Genomic DNA, 26,527 nt, shown 5'->3' with positions numbered 1-26,527 from the left:
GGATTCTCCTTGTGCGACAGGGCCGGATCGGCCATGCGGCGAAGTCTAGACACGGTGCTGTTTGCTTTCGACACTGTGTCGACTGAAGATGATGTGACGTCAATTACCGTGGATGGTGGGTATGATCCCGCGGTGTCGAGCATCAAGAGCCGTCGCGGCCCGACCAGGGGCGACCAGCGTGAACAAGCGCTCGTCGACGCCGCCCGCGCCGTCTTCAGGGACAAACCGATCAGTCAGGTCACGATCGACGAGTTGGCCGCGGCGGCGGGCATCGCACGATCCGGCTTCTACTTCTACTTCGAGTCCAAACACGCCCTGCTCGCCGCGCTGGTCGAGCATCGCGTCGCCGAGTCCGACGCGGAGATGGCCGAATGGGCACACGCCGACGGCCTCGGCCGGGACGAGCTGCGCCGCGGCATGGCGGCCGGGCTGGCGCGCTGGAAGGTCGACGGGCGCTGGCTCTGCGAGGCGTTCCTCGCGGCCGAGCCCGCCCCCGAGGTGAGGAAGGTCCGGGATCGCCTGATCGACGAGGGCTGCTTGATGATCACCGAGCGCCTGGGGCGGGACGCCCGCGCCGGCCGCGCGGTGAACGGGCCACCCGATCTCATCGCCCGGATGGCCGCCGCCATGCGCAACTCCACCTTCGCCGACGTCTACGCCAAACCCGGCGTCCACGACGAGGAGGCGCTGCTCGACTCCCTCACCGACGCGGTCCTGCGCCTGTTCTACGGACCGACTCCGTAGGTCCGTCAGGCGGGGAGTTTCTCGGCGTACACCCGGCCGGTGGTGGTTCGGGCCCATCGGCCGGTGCTGGCGAATCCCAGGGTGAGGACCGCCAGGCCCAGGCCGCACAGGATCCACCAGCCGCCGGTGGAGCCGGAGGCGACGACCGCGCCGATGACCGCGACGCCGAGGGCGCTGCCGACCTGGCGGCTGGTGGAGGCGATGGCGGCGGCGACGCCGGCCCGGGCGCGGGGCATGCCGGAGACGGCGGTGTTGGTGATCGGGGTGTTGACCATGCCGAAGCCGAGGCCGAACAGCAGGTAGGCGAGGACGAGACGCCAGATCGGGGTGTCCGGTGCGGCGCCGGTCATCAGGAGCATGCCGAGGGCCATCGCGGTGCCGGCGACGATCAGCGGCAGGCGGGTGCCGCGGCCGGCGACGAGGCGCCCGGAGATCGGGGACGCGACGATGGTCATGCCGGCCATCGGGAGGGTGTACAGGCCGGCGTGCAGGGCCGACAGGTCGCGGGTCTCCTGCAGGTAGAGGGTGTTGAGGAAGAGGAAACCGCCGAGCCCGGCGAAGGCGCAGACGGCGATCAGGGTGGCGCCGCTGAACGGGGCGCTGCGGAAGAACCGCAGTTCGATGAGGGGTTCGTCGCGGCGCGGTTCCCATCGCAGCAGGGCGGCGACGGCGGCGACGCCCAGCGCGGCGCATCCCAGGATCTGCGGGGAGGTCCATCCCTCGGCGGGTCCTTCGATGATGGCGTACGTGACGGACGCCAGTGCCGTCAGCACCAGTATCTGGCCGACCGGGTCGAGGCGGCGCGGGTGCTCGGCCCGTGATTCGGGGATGAACCGCCAGGCCAGGATGAACGCGGCGACCCCGACCGGCACGTTGATCCAGAAGATGGACGGCCAGCCGAACGTGTGCACGAGCAGGCCCCCGGCGATCGGCCCGAGTGCCATGCTGAACCCGGTGACGGCGCCCCACACGCCGATGGCGCGGGCCCGTTCCCGGTTGTCGGTGAACGTGTTCGTGATGATCGACATGGCGACCGGGTTGAGCATGGAACCGCCGACGGCCTGCACGATCCGGGCGGCGATCAGCCAGCCCAGGGTGGGGGCGATGCTGCAGAGCAGGGAGCCGGCGGTGAACAGGACGAGCCCGGCCTGGAAGACCCGGCGCCGCCCGATCCGGTCGGCGGTCGATCCGGCGAGCACGAGCAGGCTGGCGAGCACGAGCGTGTACGCGTCGATGGTCCACTGCAGCCCGGACAGTGAGGCGCCGAGGTCGGCGCGGATCGCGGGCAGCGCGATGTTGACGATGGTGACGTCCATGCTGATGATCAGCAGGCTCATGCAGCAGATGGCGAGGATCAGGTAGCGGCGGGGCACAGCCCCTGTTCTACCCGGGTCCGGCAGGTTACTCGCGGATGGGGGACCAGTCGTCGTATGTGGACTCGCGGCGCCGGTTGCCGGACGGGTGCTGATCGGTTGCCGGACGGTTGCGGCGGCCGCCTCGTCCGGGCGAAGTGAGACCCAGATCAACGGCCGTGAGGCTCTGCCACGCAGTACCGTGACCAGGTGTCCTTGAAAGCTGATCTGACCAGCGCAGACCTCGCCGACATCCGGCTCTCCGTCCTGGGCGCCGCCGACCCGCTCGGCATCGCCTCCGACCTGGCGCATGCGGCCGGGTCCGGTGGTTTCGCCGATCCCGGCGATGCTGCTCCCGCGCTCACCCTGGCTGCCGAGATCGCTGAGAGCCGCAGCAAGCTCGATGCCGCCCTCACCTATGTGGATCAGGCCGTCGCGGCGTTCGCCGGGCGTGACGACAGCCCGGCCGCTGCCGCGCACGCGCTGCGGGCCCGGATCCTGTTCCGTGCCGGCCGTGACGACGAGGCGCTCGCCGAGCTGGAGCCGCTGCGTCCGCTGATCCTTCAATATCCGGATGCCGCCGCGTACATCAGTGCGGCCCTGGTCGCCGGTGGCCGGGCCCGTGAGGCGGAGCAGTGGTTGACCGCCGCCGTGCAGGAGTCGCTGGCGCAGCGTGGTGGTACGGAGCCCGCCGATTCGGCCGATGCGGGACTGCTGTTCTTCCTGTTGCAGCAGCGGCACCGGCTGCGGCATGTGCTGGGCCTGCAGCACGACGCGCACGACAATCTGGCTGAGCGGTTGGAGGCGAAGCTGGCCGGCACGGTGGCGCGCGCCGAGTCCGCGGTGGCCGGTGACCCGTTGTTCTGGCCGCGGGCCGAGTTCGACGCGTTGGCGAAGCGCTGGCCGGAGCTGGCGGAGAGCTACGGCCCGGACTGGGACGAGCACCGTGCCCGGATCGAGCGGGACATGTCGCTGAAGTCGGGCGCGGGCCTGCATGTGCTGCCCGCTTCGGTGGCTGGTCTGGCCGCCTACGCCGGCGCCGACGGTGACCCTGCCGCCCGGCCGGTCCGGGATGCCTACGCCCGCACGCTCACCGCGGCCGCGATCAACTGGCCGCCGGAGCGTAACGCCGCCTGCTGGTGCGGTTCCGGTGCGAAGTACAAGAAGTGCTGCCTGCCGCGGGCGCGTTCCTGAGATCAAAATCTTGACATGGTACGCGTCGGTATAGTCGCGTGCCTACCATGCGGCCGTGCTGCGCCGTCCAGGCCGTAGCGCCGCCGCCGGGCCCAGCCGGTCTGCCGTCACCCACATTCGGTGACGCTGTCGCGCCCAGGCATCCGCGCCGCCCGTCCGGTGGTCACCGCTCTCCTGAGACGTGGTGACCACCGGTGTCCGCCCATCTGGATTCTTCCGGCGGGACTGGTCCGGCGGCGGTCAGGACAGGGCGGCGGTCACGATGCGTTGCGAGACCACCGGCAGGTCGCCGCCCATCGTGAGCGTGTTCACCGAGTAGACCAGGCGCCGCGACAGGTCCAGGGTGGCGCCCATCCCGTTGTTGTAGCCGGGACGGTCACCGGATTTGCCCCACAGCTCCCAGCCGCCGAGCCGGATCCGGTTCAGCCCGGCGCTGTAGGTGGGGTCGGCGCCGTCCGGCCACGACGTGGCGTGTTCGGGAACCGTCAGCATCACCTCCAGCCAGCGCCGGGGGAGCAGCCGGCCGCCCAGCAGCGCGGTCAGGAAACGGTCCAGGTCGCCGGTCGTCGAGATGATCTCGGCGGCGGCCCATTGCAGGGACGGGTTGGCGCGGGTGACGTCCTCGTACACCCCGTCGACGAGTTCGTAGCCGCGGGCGTGCGGCCCGGGGATCGCCGTGTCGGTGCCGGGCAGGTAGGTGTGGTGCAGGCCCAGGGGGCGCAGGATGCCCCGGCGGATCGCGTCCGCGTACGGGCGCCCGGTGACCCGTTCGATGACCAGCCCGGCGACGATGTAGCCGACGTTGCCGTAGTCCTGCCGTTCGCCGGGGGTGTAGGGCGGCGGCTCGTTCCACAGCACCTGCGAACCGGGTGCGAACGTGTCGTAGCGGTGTTCCTTGAACCAGCTCCACGTCTTGTGCGGAATCGCGACGGCTTGCAGCCCGTGGGTGTGGTCGAGCAGTTGGCGCACTGTTCCCGCGTACCCCGGGGGAAGCCGGTCCGGGAGGATGCGCCGCACCGGCGCGTCGATGTCGATCAGGCCGTGCTGCGCCAGCTGCACCATCGCGGCCGCGGTGAACGTCTTGGTCATGCTGCCGATCCGGAACCGGGCGTCCCACGGCACCGGCGCCCCGGTCCGCAGGTCGGCGACCCCGGCCCGTCCCCGCCATCGGCCGTCGCTGCCCTCGACCCGGACCAGCGCGCCGCTGGCCCCCGCGTCCAGCGGTTCGATCGCGGCGGCCAGCGCCTCCCGGTTGATCGTGGTGCCGGCCGTGCGCTCAGTGCCGGCGGCTCCCGCCGGCCCGATCGTGCCGATCCCGGTGCCGGTGCCGGTGCGGTCGACGGCTCCGGCCGGTGTGCCGGTCAGGGCCAGGGTGCCGCCGGCGAGGGCGGCCGAGAGCAGGGCGCGGCGCTGCATGGTGAACCTCCGATGTGGATCCCCGTGGACGGGTTCACTCTGCCGCCGTGCGACGGCCGGGCCATCCGGGTCGGACCCCGGCAGATCCCGTATTCCGTGCCCCCGAGTCGTCTCGGGGGCGGGTCGGGGGAGGAGGGGGGCCGGACGGGTGGCGGGTCTCCCCTTTCGGGCGACGGTGATCATGGGTGGGCGTCGATACGGGCACAGCGAGTACTACCCGCGTCAGCGGATCAACCCGGAGGGCGACACTCCTCTGGTGGTGTCCGTCCCGGAGGACGCGAACCTGGGCCAGAAGCGGTCCGGCCGGATCTACGAGGTGGACGGCGCGACCGACGGGAAGCTGGTGGGTCACAGCCGGGACGGCGCTGCGATTCCGGTCGCCGACCTGGTGGAGCCGCCCTGCTCGGGGTGTGAGGTCTCGGACGAGGTGGCGTTGCCGTTCTCGCCGTGACCGGTGGACGCCGCCGGGTGGCGCGCTGCGACGGTGCGCAGCGCGCCGCGTACCCGGTGACGGGGTTGATCTGTCAGTAGCGGCAGCGCAGGACGACGAGGGTGTGGCGGGGGACCGTCACCTGGGTGGTGGCCCGGAAGGTCTTGCGGCGGGCGGCCAGTAGCGGGTCGGCGGTGTTCGCGGCGGTCTCCCAGGTGCGGCCGTAGTCGCGTGACGGCAGGGTGAAGGCGACGTCCTCGCCCAGTGGGTTGAACAGCAGCAGGAACGAGTCGTCTTTGATCTCTTCGCCGAGGGCGTCGCGTTCCGGGATGCCGTGGCCGTTGAGGAAGACGGTCATGGTCATGCCGCTGCGGGTGTTCCAGTCGGCCTCGGTCATGATTTCGCCGTCGCGGCGCAGCCAGGCGATGTCGGGCAGTTTCGAGTCGCCGGCCGGGTCGCCGGTGAAGAAGCGGCGGCGGCGGAAGATCGGGTGTTCGGCGCGCAGTTGCAGCAGGCGGCGGACGAAACCGGTCAGGACGTCGTAGCCGCGGGCGTCCTCCCAGTCCATCCACGACAGTGCGCTGTCCTGGCAGTAGACGTTGTTGTTGCCCTGCTGGGTGCGGCCCAGTTCGTCGCCGTGGGCGATCATCGGGACGCCCTGGCTGAGCAGCAGGGTGGCCAGGTAGTTGCGTTTCTGGCGTTCGCGCAGGGTGACGATCTCGGGGTCCTCGGTGGGGCCCTCGACGCCGCAGTTCCAGGACCGGTTGTGGCTTTCGCCGTCGCGGTTGCCCTCGCCGTTGGCGTCGTTGTGTTTGTCGTTGTACGAGACCAGGTCGTGCAGGGTGAACCCGTCGTGCGCGGTCACGAAGTTGATCGAGGCGATGGGGCGGCGGCCGTCGACTTCGTAGAGGTCGGAGCTGCCGGTGAAGCGGGAGGCGAACTCGCCGAGGCTGGCGGGTTCGCCGCGCCAGAAGTCGCGGACCGAGTCGCGGTATTTGCCGTTCCATTCGGTCCAGTTCGGTGGGAAGCCGCCCACCTGGTAGCCGCCGTCGCCGACGTCCCACGGTTCGGCGATCAGTTTCACCTGCGACACCACCGGGTCCTGGTTGACCAGGTCGAAGAAGGCGGCGAGGCGGTCCACCTCGTGGAACTCGCGGGCCAGGGCGGCGGCCAGGTCGAACCGGAAGCCGTCGACGTGCATCTCGGTCACCCAGTACCGCAGCGAATCCATGATCAGGCGCAGGGATTCGTGGTGGCGGACGTTGAGGCTGTTGCCGGTGCCCGTGGTGTCGTAGTAGTAGCTCTTGTCCTGGTCGACGAGGCGGTAGTAGGCCGGGTTGTCGACGCCGCGGAACGACAGGGTCGGGCCGAGGTGGTTGCCTTCGGCGGTGTGGTTGTAGACGACGTCCAGGATGACCTCGATGCCCTGGGCGTGCAGGGCTTTGACCATGGCTTTGAACTCCTGCACCTGGCCGCCGCCGCCGGCGAACGAGGCGTACCCGTTGTGGGGTGCGAAGAAGCCGATCGTGTTGTAGCCCCAGTAGTTGGTGAGTCCGCGTTCGATCAGCGTGCTGTCGTGCACGAACTGGTGCACCGGCATCAGTTCGACGGCGGTGACGCCGAGACCCTTCAAATACTTGATCATCGCGGGGTGGGCGAGGCCGGAGTACGTGCCGCGGACGTCTTCGGGGATGTCCGGGTGCTGGATCGTCATGCCCTTGACGTGTGCCTCGTAGATGACCGTCTCCCACATGGGGACCTTCAGCGGGCGGTCGTTGCCCCAGTCGAAGAACGGGTTCACCACCACCGAGCGGGGTGCGAACGGGGCCGAGTCGGCGTCGTTGTACGACCCGGGGTCGCCGAACTCGTAGGAGAACAGCGCCGGGTCCCAGCGGTAGTCGCCGTCGATGGCTTTGGCGTACGGGTCGAGCAGCAGCTTCGACGGGTTGCAGCGCAGGCCCCGGGACGGGTCGTAGGGGCCGTGTACGCGGTAGCCGTACCGCTGGCCGGGTACCACCCGCGGCAGGTAGCCGTGCCAGACGAGGGCTTCCCGTTCGGGCAGGTCGATGCGGGTCTCGGTGCCGTCCCGGTCGAACAGGCACAGTTCCACCCGGGTGGCGGCCTCGGAGAAGATGGCGAAGTTCGTCCCGCCCCCGTCGTAGGTCGCGCCCAGCGGATACGGGTTGCCCGGCCAGATTTTCATGCCGCCTCCTTCCCCGAGTGGGGCCCGCCGAAAACAACCTGTGTCGATGACCTCATGTCCGGAGCCCGGTCAGCAGAAGATCCAGGTAGCGGTGGGTGAGTGCCGGGCGGGCGGCGGCGTCCGGCTCCAGGGACGCGGCGTAGACGATTCCGCAGATCAGGCGGGTGATGTCGGCCGCGGTGAGGCCGGGGCGGATCGCTCCCGCGCGCTGGGCGCGGTCGAGCAGCAGCGTGTTGAGGCCGGCGAGCCGGGCGACCACCTCGGCGGTGCGCGGCAGGACGTGGTCCGGCGCGGAGAAGACCGGTGGGATGGCGGGGTCGGCGAGCAGGGCGTCGATGCCGGCGAGGAGCAGGCCGGTGAACGCGGTCCCCGGGTCGTCCTCGGTCAGGGCGTGTTCGCCGCGGGCCGCGAGGGCTTCCAGGCCGGGCAGGGCGATCGTCTCGAGGAGGGCTTCGGGGGTGGGGAAGTGCCGGTAGACGGTGGCGACGCCGACGGCGGCGGCGCGGGCGACCTCGTTGAGGCGCAGGGGGGTGCCCTCGTCGACGAGGCGGCGGCCGGTCTCGACGATCTGGTCCCAGTTGCGGGCGGCGTCTCTGCGCAGGCTCATGTGACCGAGGATAAACGGATGGGTCATCCGCTTGATGCTACGGTGAAGTGGATAGGTTATCCGCAACGCTGATCGGGGAGACCATGCAAACGCACCAGACGATCGAGGTGGGCGGGCTGACCCGCACCTACACCCTGATCACCCCGGACGGCGGGCACGACCGGCTGGTACTGGTCCTGCACGGATCAGGGCAGACCGCGGCGACCCACCGCACGTTCACCGGCAACGCCTTCGACGGGCTGCGGCGGAGCGCGGTCGCCTACCTCGACGGGATCGGCCGGCAGTGGAACGACGCCCGCAAGCAGAGCCGGGCCAAGGCCCGGATCCGCGGCATCGACGACGTGGGTTTCGCCGCGGCGGTCGCCCACCGGCACGGCGCCGGCCTTCCGGTGTACGCCGTGGGCTACTCCAACGGCGGCGGCCTGGTGATCCGTCTCCTGCACGAACGGCCCGACGTCGTCGCGGGCGCGGTGGTCGTCGCGGCCCAGCAGCCCGCGGCGGACAACTTCCTGGTCCCCGGGCTGCCGGTGGTGCCCCGGCCGGTGCTGCTGATCCACGGCACCAAGGACCGGATCGTGCCGTACGCCGGAGGCGAGATGGCGAAGTGGGCGCAGATCGCGTTCCGGTCCGGCGGGGCGATGCTGTCCTCGCCGCAGACCGCCGCCTACTTCGCCGGGCGCAACGGGATCACCACGCCGCCGCAGACCGCCGACCTCCCGGCGAGCGCCCCGGGCCGCACCTCGGTGAGCCGCACCGACTACCGGCAGGAGGGCAGACCGCCGGTCACGCTGTACACCGTCCACGGCGGCGGCCACACCATCCCGGGACCGGTCGACTCACCCGCGCTGATGGGCCGCACCGGGCACGACATCCACACCGCCGCCGCGATCGAGGAGTTCCTCGGCTTCTAGGACAGGGCTCTGGAGTCCCTTGTACCAGGCGATCTTCTCCTTGACCCGCTGCTGCTCCCGGCGCAACCGCGTGACCTTCTCGTCGATCTCCCGGTCGTGTTCCTCCAGCAGGGCGGCGCGCTGCTCGTCGGTGCCGCCGGTGCTGAGCAACTCGGCGAACCGGCGCAACCGTGCGATCGGCATGCCCGAGTCGCGCAGACAGCGCAGCAGGCCCAGCCGCGACAGGTCGTCGTCGTCGAAGACCCGGCGGCCCCCGGACGTGCGGCGGATGCCGTGCAACAGGCCGATCTTCTCGTAGTAGCGGATCGTGTCGATGCTGACCCCGATCCGGCCGGCCGCCTCGCCCGGCGTGTAAGGCACGATGATCCCCCGATATCGACGGTGATGGGTGCGGGGAACACTACCGGCTTTTCTGGCAGGCCGAGGTTCTGGCGCGGTGGAACACGGCAGTGCTACTCAGAGTCATGACACCGCGCCTGCACTTCACCCCGCGCGTGGGGGAGCTCGGCGAGTTGCTCGGCGTGGCCGTCGACGGCGGCCGCTACCGGCTGTTCCACTCCCAGGGCTCGGCGGTCTCCGACGACCTGGTGCTGTGGACCGAGACGGGCGAGGCCGGTGAGGCGCCGGCCGGGCAGCGGTTCTTCCCCCTCGGGCCGGACTGGGTGGACCTGCGTCCGGACGCCGACGGGCGGATCGGATTCGGCATCGGCGGCTACGACGGGTCCGTGTTCACCGCGCGGGCCCGGGGCGTGTTCGGCTGGGGCGGCGTCGGCATGCCGGTCACGTTCGCCGACGCGGCCGGGCGGCGCTGCCTGGTGGCGGGGGTCGGCGGATCGGTGAGCCTGCCCTGGGTCCTGTCGGTCCGCGACGACCGGCTGTTGGCCGCGCCGCACCCGCACCTGGACCGCTACCTGATCACCGGTGCCGCGGGCCTGACCGTCGCCGGCGGCGAGATCCGCGACCACGGCGAGGTGATCCTGCGGATGCCGGCCGGCGGGGAGACGGTGGTGCTGGCCGACGGCGACATCGTCGAGGCCGCCGTCGAGGGCGTCAGCGGCCTGGGTGCCGCCCGCCGCCGCGGCCCGGCCACCCCCGGCGCCCGGATGATGCGCTTCGCCTGATCCGGGGCGTTTGCGGCCGTGGTCTGCGGGCATCCCCAGCTCATGCCAGCACGTGAGGAACTTCCCGACACCCTGAAACGGTCCCCGAAGAAGGCCCAGGACACCTTCCTCAAGACCCACGACTCCGCCGTCGACCAGTACGGCGAAGGCGAACGCGCCCACCGCACCGCCTTCGCCGCCGTGAAACACTCCTTCGAGAAGATCGGCGACCACTGGGAGACCAAGGAACAGAAGGGCCCCAGCGACGAGGGCCGCGCGGGGAAGACCGCCGGCGGGGTGGACGCCAACGCCAGCAAGGCCCACCTGCTCGACGTGGCGAAACGCCTCGACGTCACCGGCCGGTCCCGGATGACCAAGCCGGAACTGGTCGACGCGATCCGCAAGGCCAACGACCGGGAGACGCGGCGTGCCCGTCAATGACCTCGACGAGTTCGTCAGCGCCCAGGACGGTGTCCACGAACAGGCGCTCGCCGAACTGACCGCCGGCGGCAAACGCAGCCACTGGATGTGGTTCGTCTTCCCGCAGGTGGCCGGGCTGGGCATGAGCCCGACGGCGCAGCGCTACGCGATCCGCGACCTGGCGCAGGCCCGCGCCTACCTGGCCCACCCGGTCCTCGGGCCCCGGCTGTCCGCGTGCGCGTCGGCGCTGCTGCGGCACCGGGGCACGAGCGCCACCCGGATCCTCGGCAGCCCCGACGACCTGAAACTGCGGTCGTCGATGACCCTGTTCGCCCGGGCGGCCGACGACCCGGCCCTGTTCGAGGAGGTCCTGGACGCCTTCTACGACGGACCCGACCAGCGGACCCTGGACATCCTGGACGCTCAGAAGTCGTAGACGGTGACCGGCACGTCCCGCTCACACAGGGCGGCACGGATCAGCGGCTCGATCAGCGTCCACCTGCCGCCGGCCAGCCCGCACCCGATCCGCGGCATGTGCACGGACGCCTGACGTTCCGCGGCCGCGGTCGCGAGCGCGGCCAGGCACCGTTCGACCGCGTCGTAGCGGATCGGCGGCCCGCCGCTGCCGGTACGCATCCCGTGCTGCCCGATCATGTTGGCCACCGCGACGTCCGGAGCCACGGGCACGACCTGGATCGCGCCGAGCCCGAAGTCGTTGCCGGCCCGCCCGCGATGCCACTGCCGGTAGGCCCGCTCCGGTTCGGGCCACCGCCGTGACACCGCGACCACGAACCCCTTGCCCCACCCGCCGAGGTCGTTGCACACATGCGCGACGATCTTCGGCCCCTTGGCCTGCGGACTGGTCGCGTCCCCTTTGATGATCGTCAACGGCGTCACCCGCGTGATCCTAGACGTGGGCGGCTACCTGGGTGGCCGCGTGGACGCGGTCACGGCCGGCGTTCTTCGCGGCGTACAACGCGGTGTCCGCTCGTTCCAGCAGGCGCTCGACGGACTCCGTGCCGTCCCAGGTGGCGTGCCCGATGCTGCAGGTCTCCGCGCCCGGAGTCGCCGCCCGCACCCGTTCCAGCACCGCGTCCGCCTCCCGCGGCGTGCAGTCCGGCAGTGTGATCGCGAACTCCTCCCCACCCCAGCGGGCGATCAGGTCGCCCGGCCGCAGTTGGGCGCCGAACGCCGCCGCGGCCCGTTGCAGCATGTCGTCGCCGGCCTGGTGGCCGTGGGTGTCGTTGTACCGCTTGAAGTGGTCCAGGTCGGCCACCGCGACGGTCAGCGGACGGCCGCCGGCCCGGGCCCGGTCCAGGGCCCGCCGCAGGTCGTCCTGCCAGGCCCGCCGGTTGGGCAGGCCGGTCAGGGTGTCGGTGAAGGCCATGTGTTCCAGGCGGTGCAGCAGACGCTCGTGTTCCACGGCGAGGGCTGTCTCGTCGGCGAGCAGGGCGACCGCCCGGGTGCGGTGGTCGTCGATGGAGGCGATGCGGTGTCTCCAGCCGGCGACGAGCATCGCGACGACCACGCCGCCGGACACCACCGGATGCCACATCATGGAGGCCGCGCCGACCCGCTGGAGCAGGGCGGCGGAGACCCGCGGGTCCTGGGCCGGGTCGGCGAGGAAGACCGGTTCGCCGCTCTGGTAGACCAGCCCGACCATCGAGGCGCTGTCCAGCGGCACCCGGGTGCCGAGCACGTCGCTGCCGGAGGTGCGGGTGGCGACCAGGGTGTCGTCCTGCAGTTCGAGCAGGGCGACGCTGTCCGCGCCGGCCAGGTCGAGGACGGCGGCGATGATGGTGTCGCGGGCGTCCTCGCCGGCGCGGATGCGGCGGGCGGTGGTGGAGACCGCGGCCAGCAGCCGGTCGGTCTCCCGGGCGGCGGTGACGTCCTGCAGCTGGATGAGGGTCCACTGGCCGCCGGCGTCGGCGCCCGCGCTGAGCCACACCCAGCGTTCCGAGCCGTCCGGCCGCAGGAAGCGGCGTTCCCCGCCGATGGCGGTCTCACCCTGCAGGTAGGGGCGGGCGCTGTCGCCGACGAGTTCGGTCTCGGTGCGCCCGGCGAGTTCGCAGAAGGCCGGGTTGACGGCGATCAGGGTGCCCCGGTCGTCGGCGATGGCGACCCCGGCAGGGGAGGCGTGGAACAGGCTCTCGAAGCGCCCGGCGACCGCGGCCGCCTGGTCACGGGCGGTGCCGAGTTGCCGTTGCCGGCGGCGCAGGACGTGGTGCAGCAGCGTGCCGAGCAGGCCGGCCAGGATGAGCTGACCGGCGTAGTACCCGAGTTCCGGGGTGCGCAGCCGGGGTTCGGCGGCGACTGTCGCGGCCCAGCCCGCGCATCCGAGCAGCCCGGCGGTGGCCGCGATGCGCCGGGAGGTGACGGCGACGCTGATGCCGACGATGGCCAGCATCAGGGTGGTGGTGTGGTGCAGGCGGCCGGTGAGGGCGATCAGGGCGATGCCGGAGACGGGCAGGGCGAACGCCAGTGCCGTGCCCCATCGCTGCCGCCATCCGGTGTTCAAAGGCTGCCCCCTTCGCCGCCACTGTCGGTCGCCGGCGGCCGAAGTTGAACGGATCCGGGGACCCGCCGCCCGCAAGACCGCCGCCGTACCCCCGATAAGGGATGAAACGCCGCGAAAAACCCCACGTCCGGGTACGCGGGCCGTGAGGATCGCGTCATGCGACCGGCGTCCGCGTGTGCCCTGCTGCTGACCGCTGTCCTGGCCGGCGGCTCCGGCCCGCCGCCGGCTCCGGCGTCCGGCCGGGCCTCCCCGTCGTGCGCGCGAGGAAGCGGGCGCAATGCCGGACTCGACCGGATCCTCGCCGATCCGCGGCTGGCCGGCGCCACCGTGGCGGTCGAGGTCCGCGACGCCGAGCAGGGTGTCACGCTCTACGCCCGGGACGCCGACCGGCGGGTGCTGCCCGCGTCGAACCAGAAGCTGCTCACCGCGGCGGCCGCCTTCGAGGTGCTGGGCCCGGCCTACCGGTTCCGGACCGGCGTGGCCACCGGTCCCGCCGGTGACCTGGTCCTCACCGGGCAGGGCGATCCGACGATGACCCCCGCCCGCTACGACGCCCTGGCCGCCGCGGTGGCCGCCGCCGGGATCACCCACGTCCCCGGCGGCCTGGTCGCCGACGACTCCTGGTTCGACCGGGTGCCGTACGGGCTGGACTGGTCGTGGCAGGACGAGCCGGAGGCCTTCGCCGCGCCGGTCTCCGCCCTCACGTTCGCCGCGGATCCCGGCGGGGACACCGCGGCCGTGGCGGTCCGGTACGCCCCGGGCGCGCGGCCCGGCCGGCCGCCGCGGCTCGTGACGGTCCCGCCGGCGGTCGCCCTGGTCGACGCCGCCACCACCGGCCCGCCCGGGTCGCCGGACACGATCCGCGTGACGCGGGCGCACGGCTCCGCCACGGTCACCGTCACCGGTGCGGTCCCGCAGCGGGGCGCGGCCGGCACGCGACTGGTGGCCGTCGCCGATCCGGTGGCCGTCTCCGCCGGGCTGTTCCGGCGGGCACTGCTGCGGCACGGGGTGACGGTCGCCGGGCGTACCCGCGTGGTGGTGCCCGGAAGTGACCGCGCGCGGCGGCGGACGGTCGCGGCGCAGCTCTCCGCCCCGCTGGCCGTCCTGGTCCGGCCGATGCTCAAACGCTCCGCCAACGGTCCCGCGGAACTCCTGGTCAAGGCGATGGGCCGGGCCGGTTCGCCCGGAACGCCGGGCAGCTGGCCGACCGGCCTGGCCGCGGCGCGTACCGCCCTCGGTGCGCTGACCGTGGACATGTCCACCACGACCCTCGGCGACGGCTCGGGTCTCAGCCGCCGCAACTGGCTCACCGTCCACCAGCTGGCGAACCTGCTGACCGCCGCCCGGAGCCGCCCGTGGTTCCCGGACCTTTTGGCCGCCCTGCCGGTGGCCGGTGACCCGGATCCACTCGTGGGCGGGACGCTGCGGTCGAGGTTCCGTGGCACGCCCGCGGCCGGCCGGTTACGGGCGAAGACCGGGACGTTGACCGGCGTGAACGCCTTGTCCGGCTATCTCACGATAAATCCGGGCGAAACGCTGGTCGTCGCCGCCATCGTCAACAACGCCACTACCCCCGTCAGTGACATTCTGGACGCCCTTGTGGTCTATCTGTCCGCGGAGAAGACCTTCACCAGGGCCTGTTCCACCTCGGCCGCGGTGACACCGCCGCCGGGCAGGGCCGCGACCACCGCCGCCGCCAGCGCCTCGTGATCCCGGGCGGTGCGGGTGCGCGCCGCTCCCAGGGTCTGCTGCAGGTAGGACGTCGCCGACCAGTACCGGTTGACGGTCCCGTCCGGGTTGCGGGAACCCGGCGGCGCGGTCAGCACGTCGTCGGTCGTCAGGACCGCCGAGCACAGCGCCGCCCGGACGTCCCGGTCCTTGAGCAGTGCCAGGAACTCGCTCTTCGTCATGGTGTCCCCCTCGTCCGGGCCGGTCAGCCCCCACGGTCCGGTGTCGTCCTCCCGCGCCGTCACGTACCGGGCGGAGAAGTGCGCATGGCCGGTGTGCGGGCCGGCCCCCTGGTAGGGGCGAGCCGTCCATCCCCAGGACCGCGACCAGATCCGCCGGCGGTGGATGACGTTCTGCAGCCGGTCGTCGAGCCCGGCGCGATGCCGGTTCACGACGGTGGCGACGATCCGGTCCATCGACCATCCGGCCGGCCAGGGGCCGCTCGCGTCCACGTCGATCGCGTGGACCTCGGGGCGGGAGTCGGCGTCGGTGAACGGTGTCCGCGCGCCCGGCGTGTCGTCCGGGTTGTGGTCGCTGACCGTGTCGCGGTGCGCCCGGTCGCCGACGCTGCCGTCGCTGCTCCGGTCCCGGCCCGGGGCGAGCCGGTCGATCTCCGCGCGCAGCACGCCCAGACACCGAACCAGCACCCAGCCTGCCATGCCCCGTGCAACGACCGATCGCGGACACGGGACACGGCAGGCGCGGATACTACGAGCAGGTGTTGAGCATGGTCTGCAGGGCGGTCTTCTCCGCCGACTGCAGGGTCAGCGCCCAGTAGTACTTGACCGCGATCCACATCTTGGCGTACGTGCAGCGGTAGGAGGTCACCGAGGGCTGCCACGTCGACGGGTCCTGGTCACTCTTGGACTGGTTGACGTTGTCGGTCACCGCGATCAGCTGCGGGCGGGTCAGGTCGTTCGCGAAACTCTGCCGCTTGGTGGTGGTCCAGGCGCTGGCGCCGGAACGCCACGCCTCGGCGAGCGGCACGACGTGGTCGATGTCCACGTCGGACGCGGCGGTCCAGGTGGCGCCGTCGTACGGCGAGTACCACGACCCGGAGGTCGAGGCGCACGCCGAGTCGGTGACGACGCTGGTGCCGTCGCGCTTGAGCACGGTCTCGCGCGTGTTGCAGGTGCCGGAGATCGTGATCCAGTGCGGGAACAGATCCCGGTCGTAGGTGCTGGCATTCGCCTCGGCGGCGACGGTCAGCGCATTCAGATAGGTCTGTGCCGTTGCCGTGGAGGGGATTCCGGTCGGCGCGGCCTGGGCCGGGGCAGCCATCAGGCCGACGGCGACGGCGACCGTGGCCGCCAACGCCAGAATGCGGGGGACGAGGGGACGGGCGAACGATTCCATGCGAGCTCCCATCTCGGGGTACGTCCATGTCGGACGTCATAGAGATACGGGAACCGAAAGTCTCCAGATGATGACGGACGTGAATTTCTTGTGTCAGAACAAAAAATAACAAAACCGCCATCGAGTACGCGTCGCGAACAGTTCCGCAAAACCACTGCTCCCGGCGTTTCCCGCGATCGAGGGGCGGCCCGGGTCCGCCGACCGGTGTTCCGGTCCGGCCGCCCGATCGTCCGGTCAGTGCGGTGTCGCGACGTCCGCCTGGGCGGCCCGCAGCGCGGCGGTGACGTCGTGGTCCGGTCCGACCGGCGACCAGCCGACCGCGGCCCGCACCCCGGCGCCCGACAACTCCAGGTGCAGGCGGGCGATCACCAGGTCGGCGCTGTCCGGTCCGCAGCGGGTGAGCACGATGCCGAACACGGTGTCGCCGATCCGGGCGACCACGTCGCTGTCGCGCAGCGTACGGCGGGCGGCGTGCGCGGTGGCCTGCAGATAGGTGTGCCCGCCGTCGGCGACCGCGTGCAGCGGGTCCAGCGACAGCACCGCGACGACGGCCGGGGCGGGCAGCAACTCCCGCCGGTGCTGGGCCAGGGCCAGTACCCGTTCCCAGGCCTGCCGGTCCGGCAACCCGGTGACCGGGTCGGTGGCGGTGCCCAGCTCGGTACGCAGCAGCCAGTTCGCCGACCGGTCGTGGGCGCGGTCGGCGGCCAGCGCGGTGCTCAGCAGCCGGCCCAGCATCGCCAGCAGCGACTCGGCGCCCGACATCCGCGGGTCGTCGACGTGTTTCTGCGGATCCATGCCGCAGATCGCGCCGAACAGGCTGCCGTCCGGTTCGGTGATCACCGCCGCGGCGTAGGTGCCGACGGTCAGGTGCCGGTTCGACGGCGAGGCGGCGTACTGCGGCACGGCCTGGGCGTCGCGGGCGACCGTCGGGGCGTTCCCGGCGACCATGTGCATGCAGTACGTGTCCTGCCACGCCTGGCCGGAGCCCTGCCGCAGCCCGTACCCGTTGTCGGCGTCCAGATAGAGATAGGTCTGCCGGCCGTCCTCGACCCGGGTCACCGCCCAGAACGCCAGCGGCATCCGCTCGTGCAGATAGTCCAGCACGATCCGGGCGGCGTTCTCGAACGTCGCGGCCGGCGGCGGCGCGGGCTCACCGGGGTCGAGCGGCTGCAGCGCCGCCCGCAGCACCGGAGCGGGCTCCTCGGTACGCACCGCGGGCGGGGCCGCCGTGGCGGGCACCGCGGTGGCGTCCGCGGGCAGGGTGAACGTGAACCGGGAACCGTGACCGTCCGGGTTGGCGGACGCGCCGATCGTGCCGCCGTGCCGTTCCACGATCCGTTTGCAGATGCCCAGCCCCAGGCCGGTGCCGCTGTACCCGCCGCCGGTGTGGGCGCGGTGGAAGTCGTCGAAGATGCCGGCGTGCTGCCCCTCCGGGATGCCGATGCCGTTGTCGTCGATGGTGACCGTGACGAACCCGCCGGCCTGCCCGGTGCGGATCCGCAGGTGCGGGACGACCCCGGCGGCGGTGTACTTGATCGCGTTGCTGATCAGGTTGTCCAGCAACTGGCGCAGCAGGACCGGGTCGGCGTGCACCGGATGCAGCTCACCCAGGTCGAAGACGGGCACCGGCCGGCCGGTGCTCTCGGCCTGGTCGATGCGGGCGACGGCGATGTCACGGACCACCTCACCGAGCATGGTCATCGTCGGTGCGGCGACCGCGTCACGGGCCGTCGTGTACGCCAGCAGATCGTTGATCAGGTTGCGCATCCGGACGGCGGCCCGCGACACCCGGGCCAGGCCGTCGCGGGCCTCGGCGGCGTCCGGGTGCGGCGAGTCGAGGAACGTCTCCGCCAGGCTCTCGGTCCAGCCCTCGACGGTGGCCAGCGGGTTGAGCAGGTCGTGCGCGACGACCCCGGCGAACGAGGCCAGCTCGCCGCGGTGCCGCCGCTCGGCGGTGACGTCGTGGAAGACGGTGACCGCGCAGCGTACCCCGTCCAGATCACCCGGCAGGGCCTGCGCGCTGATGCTCAGGATCCGCCCGTCCGGCACGTTCGCGTTGCGGACCAGCACGTCCTGCCCGCGTACGATCTGCCCGTCCAGCGCCCGCCGGTACGGCATCTCGTCCGGCGGCAGCGGCGACCCGTCCGGCCGGAACAGCCCGTAGTCGCCCGGATCCGGCACCCGGTCCCCGCCGGGGGTGCCCATCAGGTCCCGGACCGCCGGATTGCGCAACAGCACCCGGCCCTGCTCGTCGATGACGGTCAGCCCCTCGGTCATCGCGTCGACGATCGCGTTCATCAGGGCGGCCTGATTCCCGGCCGCCTGCTTCTCGGCGCGCATCTCGGCGATCAGGGCGGCCCGCTCGTCACGGCCCAGCGCCAGCGCCAGGCCCACCACCGCGATCATGCCGACGAACGCCTGGGCGACCAGGGCGCGGGCCGGATGCGACGCGATCTGCGCGAACACCCCGTAACCCCGCAACGTGCACAGGATGGCGACGGTGCCGAAGAGCAGATCGTGGACGACCACGAAAGCGGTGTGCAGCCGGGAACCGGCCCACACGGTCATCACGATCACCGCGAAGGCCAGCGGCAGCGTCTGGTGGATGCCGAACACCGTGGCGTACGCGGCGGCCGACAGCAGCAGCACCGCCAGGTACTCCACCTGACGGGCCGGGTGCGCCGCCGACCACCGGTCCCGCAGCACCCGCCACCAGCCCGGCCCGAGCAGATGATGGGCGACCAGATGACCGATGCGCAGGCCGGTGACCCCGATCAGCAGGATGCTCACCGTGTTACGGGTCAGCCACACCGCCGTGGCCGGCCACGAGTAGTGGCCCTCGACCAGCCACACCCCGGTCGGCCCGAGCAGCGCCCCGCACGCCGTGGCCAGGAACGACGCGGTCGCCAGCCGCCACAGCTCGGCGGTACGCGCCAGCGGCCGGTCCCCGCCGCCACCCCACAGGTGCGGCAGCCAGCGGCGGAACAGGCGGACGAAGACGAGCGCCTGCACGAGGTTGGCCACCACGAACCAGGCGGCCAGCGGCGCGGGCGCGCCGGTCGCCACGTTGACGACCATGGTGACCGCGGCGAGCGCGAGGACGTCCAGGAACCGCCAGCGGGACGTGCACTGCACCAGGAACCAGACCGCGGAGACGCCGGCCGCCGGCCACACCAGGCTCAGGTTGGTGGCGTCCATGACGGTCAGCCGGCCGGCGTAGGTGGCCAGCAGGTACAGCGCCGCGAACCCTAGGGTGCGCAGCGCCGAGGTCCGCCGGCTCACCACCGGCCCTGTCGTCGGTCTACCCCTGCCCTATCGGCGGGCACGCCACCCGGTTGAGCCGCTCGGCGGACCGTGCGGGGCTGGGCGCCGGCCACACCCCGACCCGGGCGTGACCGAGACCGACGCAGGATCCGTGGTCACCAGGGCGCCGACGGCGGCTTCCTGCCGGCCTGGAGATCGTCGACGAGTCGCAGCACCGCCTCGGAACCGCCCTGCTCGGAGACCCAGCGACTGACCACACAGGCGGCCTGCAGGTACGACCGGTCGTTGAGGTCGCGGGTGGCCGCGGCCCAGTCGGCGCCGACCACCGGCAGGGCCTCCTCCCAGGGCAGCAGGCACCGGTCCGCCTCGGACTCGGGCCGCAGATACCGCTCGTCATCGGAGATCAGCACGGCCAGGCCCTCGTCGAACCAGTCCGGCACGTCCGACGCGGCCGAGCCGAGCCGCTCGTGCAACTCGGCGTGCGCCAGCTCGTGGGTGGCGATCACCTCGTTCGCGCCCGCCGGGGCGAGCATCAGCGACCACCGGCCGAGCGCCCGGCCCTTCTCCCCGCCGCCGCCGAGCCGCCGGTAACACTCGGACGTCGAACAGATCAGCACCCGCGGATCGCTGACCCGGCCGCCGTAGAACGTGCTGATCCGCCGGTCGGCGGCGTCCAGCATGCGGCGGTAGGCGTCGTCGTCCCGGTCGGCGTAGACCCCGTCGGCGATCTCACTCAGCCCGTAACACTGCGGGCAGGCGGCCGCGGCGACCACCGGCGCCCCCACGGCCAGGCCCACCGTGGCGGCCGCCACGAGCGTCACGGTCACGGCGGCCACGATGATCCATCGGCGTGTGCGCATCCCGGAAGGGTACGTGCGTCCATCCTTTGTCGACCCCGATACGGCATGGTGTACCCGGAGGGCTCAGGTCTCTTCACTCGTGGTTCGCCGGTGGAAGGTGGGAAACGTGACGACGTCCGTGGAACAGGTGCGTCAGGCACCACCGCAACCGTTCAGCGCACGGGAACGCTGGGTGCTGCTCGCCGCCTCGTTCTGGCTGGTGGCGGGGCTGCAGCTGGACGCGTACGCGCACGCCACCACCCCCGAGCTGGAGACGTTCTGGACACCGTGGCACGGGGTGCTCTACTCCGGCATCGCGGTCTCCGGCCTCACCCTGGTGTGGATCATGCGGTCCCGGCTGCCGGGCATCCCGACCTACCGTGACGTGCTGGCCCTGCCGAACGCGCTGCGCCTGCCCCTGGCGGGCATGGCGTCGTTGCTGGTCGGCGGCGGCGTCGACACGCTGTGGCACAACCTGTTCGGCATCGAACGCGACATGGAGATCTTCGTCAGCCCCAGCCACGAGTTCATCATCCTCGGCATGGTGCTGGTGGCGATGGGCCCGGCCCTGATGCTGGCGACGAGCTCCGGCCGGACCCTGAGCGCGGGCGGCGCCTGGCTGCTGGGCCTGTCGACGCTGCTGGCGACCCTGCCGGTGCACATCTACACCCTGCACGCCTCGGCGATCGGGTTCCGCCACATCGGCAGCGGCGCGCAACGGTTCCCGGTGTTCTCACCGGACTCCCAACTGATCCACGGCTACGTCTTCAGCACCGTGCTGCTCCTCCTGCCGCTGATCATGATCGGCCGCCGCTGGCGGATCCCACGGGGCCTGCCGGGCGCGACGATCGCCGTGCTGGCCCTGCTGATGCACCTGATGTTCGACTCGGAGGACTCGTGGTGGCCGGCGGTCACCCTGGCGGTGACGGTGCTGGTCCTGGAAGCGGCGTTCCGGATCGCCAACCGGCTGGTGCGGCTGTCGCCGAACGCCCGCTGGACCCTGTTCGGCCTGATCGCGCCGCCCGCGGCGTGGGGAACGGTTCTGGCGGCCGGCACCGTGATCGAGGGAAGCGTCGGCTTCAACATCCACATCATCACCGGCTTGCTGACGTTGACGGCCCTGACCGGCGCGGCGACGGTGCTGGTGACCCGAAGCGTCCAGCACCTGCCGGAGTGAGTGTTCCTGTCTTCCCGGCGGCGCCTGTCCGGCGGGGTGTGACGGCACGCAGGTGGGTGACGGTGTGGCTGGCGGTCGCGGCGGGCCTGATCTCGGCGGGCGGCCCGGCAGCGGCCCACGCGGGCGGCCTGACGGCGACCGACGCGCAGGGAACCGTCGTGTCGGTGAGCCCGGCAGTGCCCGGCCTGACCGTCGAGGCGATAGAGAACGGTGCCCGGCTCCGCCTGCACAACGCGACAGCCACCCCGGTGACGGTGTCCCCGGGCGGCGGCACGGCGACCCCCGCCGTGGCCGCCCCCGGCACCACACTGACCTGGATGGACACCCGTTGCACCCCGGACGGCCGCTCGGTCGCACCGGGCGCCGTGGTGCCGTGGACGATCACCCTGACCGCGGGCGGCACCCCGGTGACGGTGACCGGCGTTCTGACCGGCGGCCGACCGCCCCTCTCGCCGCTCTGGTGGGCCGCGGTACTGGCCGTGGCCGCGGCAGTCGTCCTCCTGGCCCGCCGATCCCGTGCCGCCACCGGCTCTGCCCGGCGTCTCGCCAAGCGGGGTGACCTGCTGCTGGCCGCCTGCGGGACGGTCGCGGCCGTGGCGTCGATCGGGCACGTGGCCGGGTCGACCCTGGCCGTGGAATCCGCGCCGATGGCGGGTACGTTCCTGAGCGCGGCCGGCATCAACCTGCTCGCCTGGCCGTTGATCCTGGGCGGTGCCTGGACGACGTTGCGAGGACGGGCCGCCGGAGTACTCGCCGTGTGCGCCGGCGCAGCCTTGACGGCGGTGTTCGTGCTGCCCGACGTCACCGCGTTCCACCGGGCCGTCCTGCCGTTCGCGGGCGCGGCGAACGTCGAACGCGCCCTGGTCGTCGTCGCCCTCGGACTGGGCACGGGAGTCGCGGTGGCCGGCGCCGGCGTCCTCCGCGACCTGGCCGCACGACAGTCGACATCGCCGGGGCCGTCATGAGCCGCGGTCCCGATCGGATCGGCCCGACCAGGATGTCCTGCAGAGGGCGGGCGCGTCGCGGGGAAGAGGCGGGACGGATCGGTTGCGGTCGGTGGGGTGTGGCGCGTACCCGGAGAAATCTTTTGATCCTGCTGGTGGCGTTGACGGTCGCCGGGTGTGCACGGCAGGAAGCGGCCCGGGCGGAACCCGCGGTCTGCGGCTCACCGGCAGCCGGAGCGGTCCGGGTGGACGCGGGCCTGCGTGCCGGACGGGCGGAACCGGCGCCGCACCGGGTCGAGGTGGCCGAAGGCGGCACGGTGCAGCTCGGGGTGAGCGCGGACGTGGACGCCGAAGTGCACGTGCACGGATACGACCTGGTCTTCCCGGTACGGCCGGACCAACCCGGATGCGTGCTGTTCGTGGCCACGCGGAGCGGCCTGTTCGACGTCGAGGCCCATCCGGAGACGCTGTTGCTGCAGATCGAGGTCCGATGATCCCGGTCGCGCCCGGCACGGATCGTGACGTGCGGGTGCTCGCACACGGCGTGGGCAGCGCGGCGGACCTGCCGCTGCCTCTCGACCTGGTGTTGCAGGCGGGCGCGGCGACCGTGGTGCTCTCCTTCCTGATCGTGGCGATCTGGTGGCGCCGGCCCCGCCTCACCGAGGCATCCGGCGATCTCGCGAGCGACCCGGATGACCAGCGGGAGCGCGGCTCCGGGCGGCGGCTGGCCTGGCTTCGTGGCCTGGTGCTCCTGCTGTCGGTGTACCTGCTGGTCAACGCCTTCACCGGCCCGCACGGTCCGCTGAACCCGGCGGCGCACGCCCTGTTCGTCTGGTTGTGGGTCGGCCTCGTGCCGGTCAGTGTCGTGTTCGGGCCGGTGTGGCGGTCGGTCAATCCGCTGCGCACGGTGTTCCGGATACTGCGCCTGCCCGCCGGTGGGCTGCGCCCGCTGCCGCCCGGCACGGTCGGCGGATCCTGGCCGGCGGCGGTGTTCCTGCTGGTCTTCGTCTGGTTCGAGCTCATCGCCCCCGATCACGGCGATCCCCGTGCGGTCGGTGCGTTCCTTGCCGGGTACGCGGCCGCGCAGCTCTTCCTCGCGACGCTGCGCGGGCAGCAGTGGTTCGCGCGCGGCGACTGCTTCGAGGTGTACTCGACCCTCGCCGGTCGGCTCAGTCCCTTCCGGCGGCTCGCCCCACTCCGCCGGCGAAAGCCGCTCTCCGGGCTCGGCCTGCCGCTGCATCCGGGGTTCGGCCCGGCGGCGTTCCTCGCGGTGTGGTGGGGTTCGACGGTGTTCGACAGCGCCACGGCCTCGCCGTGGTGGGCGGGATTCGTGCAGCGTGCCGGGCACCCGATCCTGCTCGGCACGATCACACTGGTGCTGATCTGCGCGGTCGTGTTCGTGGCCGGCCGCCGGGTCGTCGCGTCGCTGATTCCGATCGCCGTCGGGTACACCCTCGCGCACTACCTGTCGCTGCTGCTCGTCGAGGGTCCGCGGGGCGTGCTCCTGCTGGCCGGCAGCGACGCGCGGTGGGATGTCGTGCCCCTGCCCGAGGTGGTGGCCGGGGCACAGATCGTGCTGATCCTGGCGGGTCACGCGCTGGGGGTGATCGTGGCGCACGACCGTGCTCTGGCCGACGCGCCGGACCGGCCACCTCTGGCCGTGCTGGCGGACGAGATGCCGCTGGCCCTGTTCATGATCGGGTGCACCTGGGCGGGTCTGTTCCTGCTCTTCGCCCGCTGATGCGTCTGGTCCCTGTTTCGCCGCGGCCGGTCGGCGACATATTGAGAAGACTTCTTTGCATTGATACCTTCTCATTGTGTCCGAACAGCCACCCCGCCTCCTGTCCGATGTGGATGCGCTCAAGGCGCTCGCCCACCCGCTGCGCCAGCGGATGCTGACCTGGCTGCACCGCAACGAGTCGGCGACCTCCGCCGACCTCGCGACGATCTTCGACGCCGACCGAGGTGCGACCAGCTATCACCTGCGGCAACTCGAACGGTACGGATTCGTCGAGGAGGACCGGGAGCGCTCCTCGGGACGCCGCAAGTACTGGCGGCCGGTGCCACAGGACATCCGGCTGCCCCGGGGAGCGGAGGACCCGGCGGTGGCGGCCGCCGCTGCGGAACTCGGCAATCAGTGGATGGAACAGGCCGAACGTGACCTGCACAGTTACCTCGCGGACCGCGGCGTGCACGGTGTCTTCGCCGACGCGGCGACGCATTCGTTCGGCTCCACAGTGCTGACGGCGGAGGAACTGACCCGCTTCGGGGAGGAGTACGTGACGTTTCTCAAGAGCTGGCATCGGGAGCCCGCAACCGCTCCGCGGGACGCCCGGCACGTCACCGTGCTCTTCCACGCGTTCCCGACACCGACATGACCACGCTCTGGCGTAACCGTGATTTCAGCCTGCTCTGGACCGGTCAGGTCGTCGCGAGTCTGGGCGCCGCGGTCACCGGCACGGCGATGCCGTTGCTGGTGCTCGCCACCACCGGGTCGGCCGCCGACGCGGGTCTGGTCGGGGCGGCCGGAACCCTGCCGTACCTGTTGGTCAACCTGCCGGCCGGTGCGCTGGTCGACAGGTGGGACCGCCGTCGTGTGCTGTTGGTCAGCGAGATCGCCGCGGCCCTGGCGATGGCCACCGTCCCGGTCGCGCTGTGGCTCGGGGTGCTCACCGTGGCCCAGATGTGCATGGTCGCCTTCGCGCAGGGGGCCTGTTTCGTCTTCTTCGGCCTCGCCGAGCGCGCGTCGCTGCCCCGGATCGTCGCGGCGGAGCAACTGCCCACCGCCATCGCCCACAACGAGGCCCGCAGCCGCGGCGCCTCCCTCGCCGGTCCGCCGCTGGGCGGGGTGCTGTTCGGCCTGGACCGGGCGCTTCCGTTCGCCGCCGACGCGCTGTCGTCCCTACTGGCGTTCGTCGCACTGCTCTTTCTCCGTGCCGATCTGCGGAGCCGGCCGCCCGGGTCGGCCGAGCCACTGTGGCGGGCGACCACCGCCGGACTGCGCTGGATGTGGCGCCACTCGCTGATCCGCGCGGCGATCCTGCTGGTCGCCGTGAGCAACCTGGTGTTCCAGGCTCTGGTGCTGGTCCTGGTCGTGCTGGCACGTGATCACGGTGCCTCCGCCGCGGAGGTCGGGACCATGCTCGGCATCTACAGCGGTGGTGGGCTGCTGGGTGCACTCGCCGCCGGCCGGCTGCACCATCGGTTCACCCCGCGGACCGTGATCGTCGGCGTGAACTGGGTGTGGGCCGCGTTGCTGCCGCTCTTCCTGCTCACCGGGGAACCACTGGTGATAGGCCTGATCGGGGCGGCGACCGCGTTCATCGGGCCGCTGTGGAACGTGGTGGTGACGTCTTACCTGACACTGCTCGTCCCGGATGAACTGCGCGCCCGGGTGGGCGGAGCGTCGATGACATTGTCCTGGGGCGTGATGCCGATCGGGTCACTCGGAGCGGGATACCTGGTGACCGGGATCGGGCCGTCCGGCGCGATCGGTGTGCTGGCCGCGACGATGGTCGTGACCGCCGTGGTGGCGACGGTGAGCCCTGCCGTCCGCAGTGCTCCCGTTCTCGTGGGCGGCACCGAGGGATGATCCACATGGCGGGGGAGCGGTCCCCCGAACGTGCGATTTCGGTCGCGCTTCGTACATCTGATCTAATCGTCGGGTAAGGTGCGGGCCATGAGCATCGACAGCGGTGACGACTCGAAGGCTCCCATCACCGCCAAGCAACAACGCATTCTCTCGGTCATCCGTGATTCCGTTCGCGATCGTGGATACCCGCCCACTGTTCGCGAGATCGGTGCCGCGGTCGGGCTGGGTTCCCCGTCCTCGGTGTCCCACCACCTCAGAGTCCTCGAACGGCACGGACTGCTGCGCCGCGAGCCCAACGGATCGCGTGCGGTCGACGTGCGGCCACCGGTCGGCGAACGCGTCCTGACCGTGCCGGTCCTGGGCGACATCGCCGCCGGCACGCCGATTCTCGCCGAGGAGAACGTGCAGGACCACCTGACCGTCTCCGCCGCCATGGTCGGCCACGGCACGTTCTTCGCCCTCAACGTCAAAGGCGACTCGATGATCGACGCCGCGATCTGCGACGGCGACGTGGTCGTGGTCCGGCGCCAGCCCGTCGCGGAGAACGGCGACATCGTCGCGGCCATGATCGAGGGCGAGGCCACCGTGAAGGTTCTGCGCCGCCGCGGCCAGCGCGTCGAACTGGTCCCGCGCAACCCGCTCTACCAGGTGATCCCGGGCGACGACGCGGTCGTTCTGGGCAAGGTCGTATGCGTGATGCGCAAGCTCTGACCGGCCTTCCCGCCGGTCGAT

26 protein-coding genes are annotated in these 26,527 nt (G+C 71.8%); 15 read left to right on the top strand and 11 right to left on the bottom strand.

Features of this window, described 5'->3' with window-relative positions; genetic code table 11:
• Positions 1 to 132: 132 nt before the first annotated feature.
• Positions 133 to 744 (top strand): TetR/AcrR family transcriptional regulator, encoded by a 612-nt coding sequence (locus QSK32_RS33925; protein WP_245673908.1) that lies wholly within the window; start codon positions 133 to 135, stop codon positions 742 to 744.
• Between the two features lie 5 nt (positions 745 to 749).
• On the opposite strand, the gene QSK32_RS33920 is transcribed toward QSK32_RS33925, so the two are convergent.
• Positions 750 to 2,117 (bottom strand): MFS transporter, encoded by a 1,368-nt coding sequence (locus QSK32_RS33920; protein WP_045741877.1) that lies wholly within the window; start codon positions 2,115 to 2,117, stop codon positions 750 to 752.
• 189 nt (positions 2,118 to 2,306) lie between these two features.
• On the opposite strand from QSK32_RS33920, the gene QSK32_RS33915 reads away from it, so the two are divergent.
• A complete protein-coding gene (locus QSK32_RS33915) occupies positions 2,307 to 3,290 on the top strand; it encodes an SEC-C domain-containing protein (RefSeq protein WP_045741876.1) in 984 nt (327 codons plus the stop codon).
• A 240-nt stretch (positions 3,291 to 3,530) separates the two neighbouring features.
• Here QSK32_RS33915 and QSK32_RS33910 read toward each other — a convergent pair whose 3' ends face one another.
• On the bottom strand, positions 3,531 to 4,706 hold the full coding sequence (locus tag QSK32_RS33910) for a serine hydrolase domain-containing protein (protein ID WP_285474166.1): 1,176 nt from the start codon (positions 4,704 to 4,706) through the stop codon (positions 3,531 to 3,533).
• 181 nt (positions 4,707 to 4,887) lie between these two features.
• On the opposite strand from QSK32_RS33910, the gene QSK32_RS33905 reads away from it, so the two are divergent.
• The gene (locus QSK32_RS33905) at positions 4,888 to 5,157 is read left to right on the top strand and encodes a hypothetical protein (RefSeq protein ID WP_285474165.1); all 270 of its coding nucleotides are present in this window, start codon (positions 4,888 to 4,890) and stop codon (positions 5,155 to 5,157) included.
• A 73-nt stretch (positions 5,158 to 5,230) separates the two neighbouring features.
• On the opposite strand, the gene glgX is transcribed toward QSK32_RS33905, so the two are convergent.
• Complete coding sequence (gene glgX / locus QSK32_RS33900; RefSeq protein ID WP_285474164.1) at positions 5,231 to 7,339, bottom strand: glycogen debranching protein GlgX; 2,109 nt, start codon at positions 7,337 to 7,339, stop codon at positions 5,231 to 5,233.
• 52 nt (positions 7,340 to 7,391) lie between these two features.
• Positions 7,392 to 7,946, bottom strand: a complete 555-nt coding sequence (locus tag QSK32_RS33895; RefSeq protein WP_285474163.1) for a TetR/AcrR family transcriptional regulator — start codon at positions 7,944 to 7,946, stop codon at positions 7,392 to 7,394.
• An 83-nt stretch (positions 7,947 to 8,029) separates the two neighbouring features.
• On the opposite strand from QSK32_RS33895, the gene QSK32_RS33890 reads away from it, so the two are divergent.
• Positions 8,030 to 8,857 carry a CE1 family esterase gene (locus QSK32_RS33890; RefSeq protein ID WP_285474162.1) on the top strand — a complete coding sequence of 276 codons (828 nt, stop codon included), beginning with the start codon at positions 8,030 to 8,032 and terminating at the stop codon, positions 8,855 to 8,857.
• Here QSK32_RS33890 and QSK32_RS33885 read toward each other — a convergent pair.
• Positions 8,783 to 9,217, bottom strand: coding sequence for a MerR family transcriptional regulator (locus tag QSK32_RS33885; RefSeq protein WP_063775495.1), 435 nt, complete (start codon positions 9,215 to 9,217; stop codon positions 8,783 to 8,785). The genes QSK32_RS33890 and QSK32_RS33885 overlap by 75 nt on opposite strands.
• A gap of 104 nt (positions 9,218 to 9,321) precedes the next feature.
• Here QSK32_RS33885 and QSK32_RS33880 point away from each other — a divergent pair, with 104 nt between their 5' ends.
• The 3 genes from QSK32_RS33880 to QSK32_RS33870 are packed head-to-tail and all read left to right on the top strand — an operon-like array spanning position 9,322 to position 10,813.
• Positions 9,322 to 9,978, top strand: a complete 657-nt coding sequence (locus QSK32_RS33880) for a glycoside hydrolase family 32 protein (protein WP_045741869.1) — start codon at positions 9,322 to 9,324, stop codon at positions 9,976 to 9,978.
• Between the two features lie 42 nt (positions 9,979 to 10,020).
• Positions 10,021 to 10,398: a ChaB family protein gene (locus QSK32_RS33875; RefSeq protein WP_045741967.1), complete on the top strand. Its 378-nt coding sequence runs from the start codon at positions 10,021 to 10,023 to the stop codon at positions 10,396 to 10,398.
• Positions 10,385 to 10,813 carry a DUF1810 domain-containing protein gene (locus tag QSK32_RS33870; protein ID WP_045741868.1) on the top strand — a complete coding sequence of 143 codons (429 nt, stop codon included), beginning with the start codon at positions 10,385 to 10,387 and terminating at the stop codon, positions 10,811 to 10,813. The genes QSK32_RS33875 and QSK32_RS33870 overlap by 14 nt, the downstream gene beginning before the upstream one ends.
• Here the strand turns inward: QSK32_RS33870 and QSK32_RS33865 are convergent.
• Together QSK32_RS33865 and QSK32_RS33860 are read right to left on the bottom strand one after the other, a co-directional pair.
• Positions 10,801 to 11,274, bottom strand: a complete 474-nt coding sequence (locus QSK32_RS33865) for a macro domain-containing protein (protein ID WP_285474161.1) — start codon at positions 11,272 to 11,274, stop codon at positions 10,801 to 10,803. The genes QSK32_RS33870 and QSK32_RS33865 overlap by 13 nt on opposite strands.
• A gap of 10 nt (positions 11,275 to 11,284) precedes the next feature.
• Positions 11,285 to 12,895 carry a sensor domain-containing diguanylate cyclase gene (locus QSK32_RS33860; protein ID WP_052720352.1) on the bottom strand — a complete coding sequence of 537 codons (1,611 nt, stop codon included), beginning with the start codon at positions 12,893 to 12,895 and terminating at the stop codon, positions 11,285 to 11,287.
• A 156-nt stretch (positions 12,896 to 13,051) separates the two neighbouring features.
• Between QSK32_RS33860 and dacB the strand changes: the two genes are divergently transcribed.
• Entirely contained in the window at positions 13,052 to 14,605 is a 1,554-nt protein-coding gene (dacB, locus tag QSK32_RS33855; RefSeq protein ID WP_045741866.1) for a D-alanyl-D-alanine carboxypeptidase/D-alanyl-D-alanine endopeptidase, read from the top strand.
• Here dacB and QSK32_RS33850 read toward each other — a convergent pair.
• The 4 genes from QSK32_RS33850 to QSK32_RS33835 all read right to left on the bottom strand — a co-directional run bounded on the left by QSK32_RS33850 (position 14,500) and on the right by QSK32_RS33835 (position 20,103).
• Positions 14,500 to 15,270, bottom strand: coding sequence for a hypothetical protein (locus QSK32_RS33850; protein WP_157410949.1), 771 nt, complete (start codon positions 15,268 to 15,270; stop codon positions 14,500 to 14,502). The two genes, dacB and QSK32_RS33850, sit on opposite strands and share 106 nt — an antisense overlap.
• Before the next feature lie 61 nt (positions 15,271 to 15,331).
• The gene (locus QSK32_RS33845; RefSeq protein WP_425394636.1) at positions 15,332 to 15,979 is read right to left on the bottom strand and encodes an HNH endonuclease family protein; all 648 of its coding nucleotides are present in this window, start codon (positions 15,977 to 15,979) and stop codon (positions 15,332 to 15,334) included.
• A 234-nt stretch (positions 15,980 to 16,213) separates the two neighbouring features.
• Positions 16,214 to 19,261 (bottom strand): ATP-binding protein, encoded by a 3,048-nt coding sequence (locus QSK32_RS33840; RefSeq protein ID WP_285474160.1) that lies wholly within the window; start codon positions 19,259 to 19,261, stop codon positions 16,214 to 16,216.
• Positions 19,262 to 19,398: 137 nt separating this feature from the next.
• Positions 19,399 to 20,103, bottom strand: coding sequence for a hypothetical protein (locus QSK32_RS33835; RefSeq protein ID WP_285474159.1), 705 nt, complete (start codon positions 20,101 to 20,103; stop codon positions 19,399 to 19,401).
• A 106-nt stretch (positions 20,104 to 20,209) separates the two neighbouring features.
• On the opposite strand from QSK32_RS33835, the gene QSK32_RS33830 reads away from it, so the two are divergent.
• The 7 genes from QSK32_RS33830 to lexA all read left to right on the top strand — a co-directional run bounded on the left by QSK32_RS33830 (position 20,210) and on the right by lexA (position 26,506).
• Positions 20,210 to 21,259, top strand: coding sequence for a hypothetical protein (locus QSK32_RS33830; RefSeq protein WP_045741863.1), 1,050 nt, complete (start codon positions 20,210 to 20,212; stop codon positions 21,257 to 21,259).
• A 56-nt stretch (positions 21,260 to 21,315) separates the two neighbouring features.
• Complete coding sequence (locus QSK32_RS33825; RefSeq protein WP_245673907.1) at positions 21,316 to 22,224, top strand: hypothetical protein; 909 nt, start codon at positions 21,316 to 21,318, stop codon at positions 22,222 to 22,224.
• A 134-nt stretch (positions 22,225 to 22,358) separates the two neighbouring features.
• Positions 22,359 to 22,697 carry a hypothetical protein gene (locus QSK32_RS33820; RefSeq protein ID WP_157410947.1) on the top strand — a complete coding sequence of 113 codons (339 nt, stop codon included), beginning with the start codon at positions 22,359 to 22,361 and terminating at the stop codon, positions 22,695 to 22,697.
• A complete protein-coding gene (locus QSK32_RS33815) occupies positions 22,694 to 23,944 on the top strand; it encodes a hypothetical protein (RefSeq protein ID WP_045741861.1) in 1,251 nt (416 codons plus the stop codon). Before QSK32_RS33820 ends, QSK32_RS33815 begins: the two co-directional genes overlap by 4 nt.
• Before the next feature lie 76 nt (positions 23,945 to 24,020).
• Complete coding sequence (locus QSK32_RS33810) at positions 24,021 to 24,581, top strand: ArsR/SmtB family transcription factor (RefSeq protein ID WP_157410946.1); 561 nt, start codon at positions 24,021 to 24,023, stop codon at positions 24,579 to 24,581.
• A complete protein-coding gene (locus tag QSK32_RS33805) occupies positions 24,578 to 25,795 on the top strand; it encodes an MFS transporter (protein WP_285474158.1) in 1,218 nt (405 codons plus the stop codon). Before QSK32_RS33810 ends, QSK32_RS33805 begins: the two co-directional genes overlap by 4 nt.
• An 87-nt stretch (positions 25,796 to 25,882) precedes the next feature.
• Positions 25,883 to 26,506: a transcriptional repressor LexA gene (lexA, locus tag QSK32_RS33800; RefSeq protein ID WP_045741858.1), complete on the top strand. Its 624-nt coding sequence runs from the start codon at positions 25,883 to 25,885 to the stop codon at positions 26,504 to 26,506.
• Positions 26,507 to 26,527: the final 21 nt, after the last annotated feature.

This window comes from Actinoplanes sp. NBRC 101535 (assembly GCF_030269225.1).
In the GTDB taxonomy this organism is placed as follows: Bacteria; Actinomycetota; Actinomycetes; order Mycobacteriales; family Micromonosporaceae; genus Actinoplanes; species Actinoplanes rectilineatus.
Note: the sequence above shows the minus strand (reverse complement) of the source record. Positions and strands in the feature narration are given on the sequence as shown.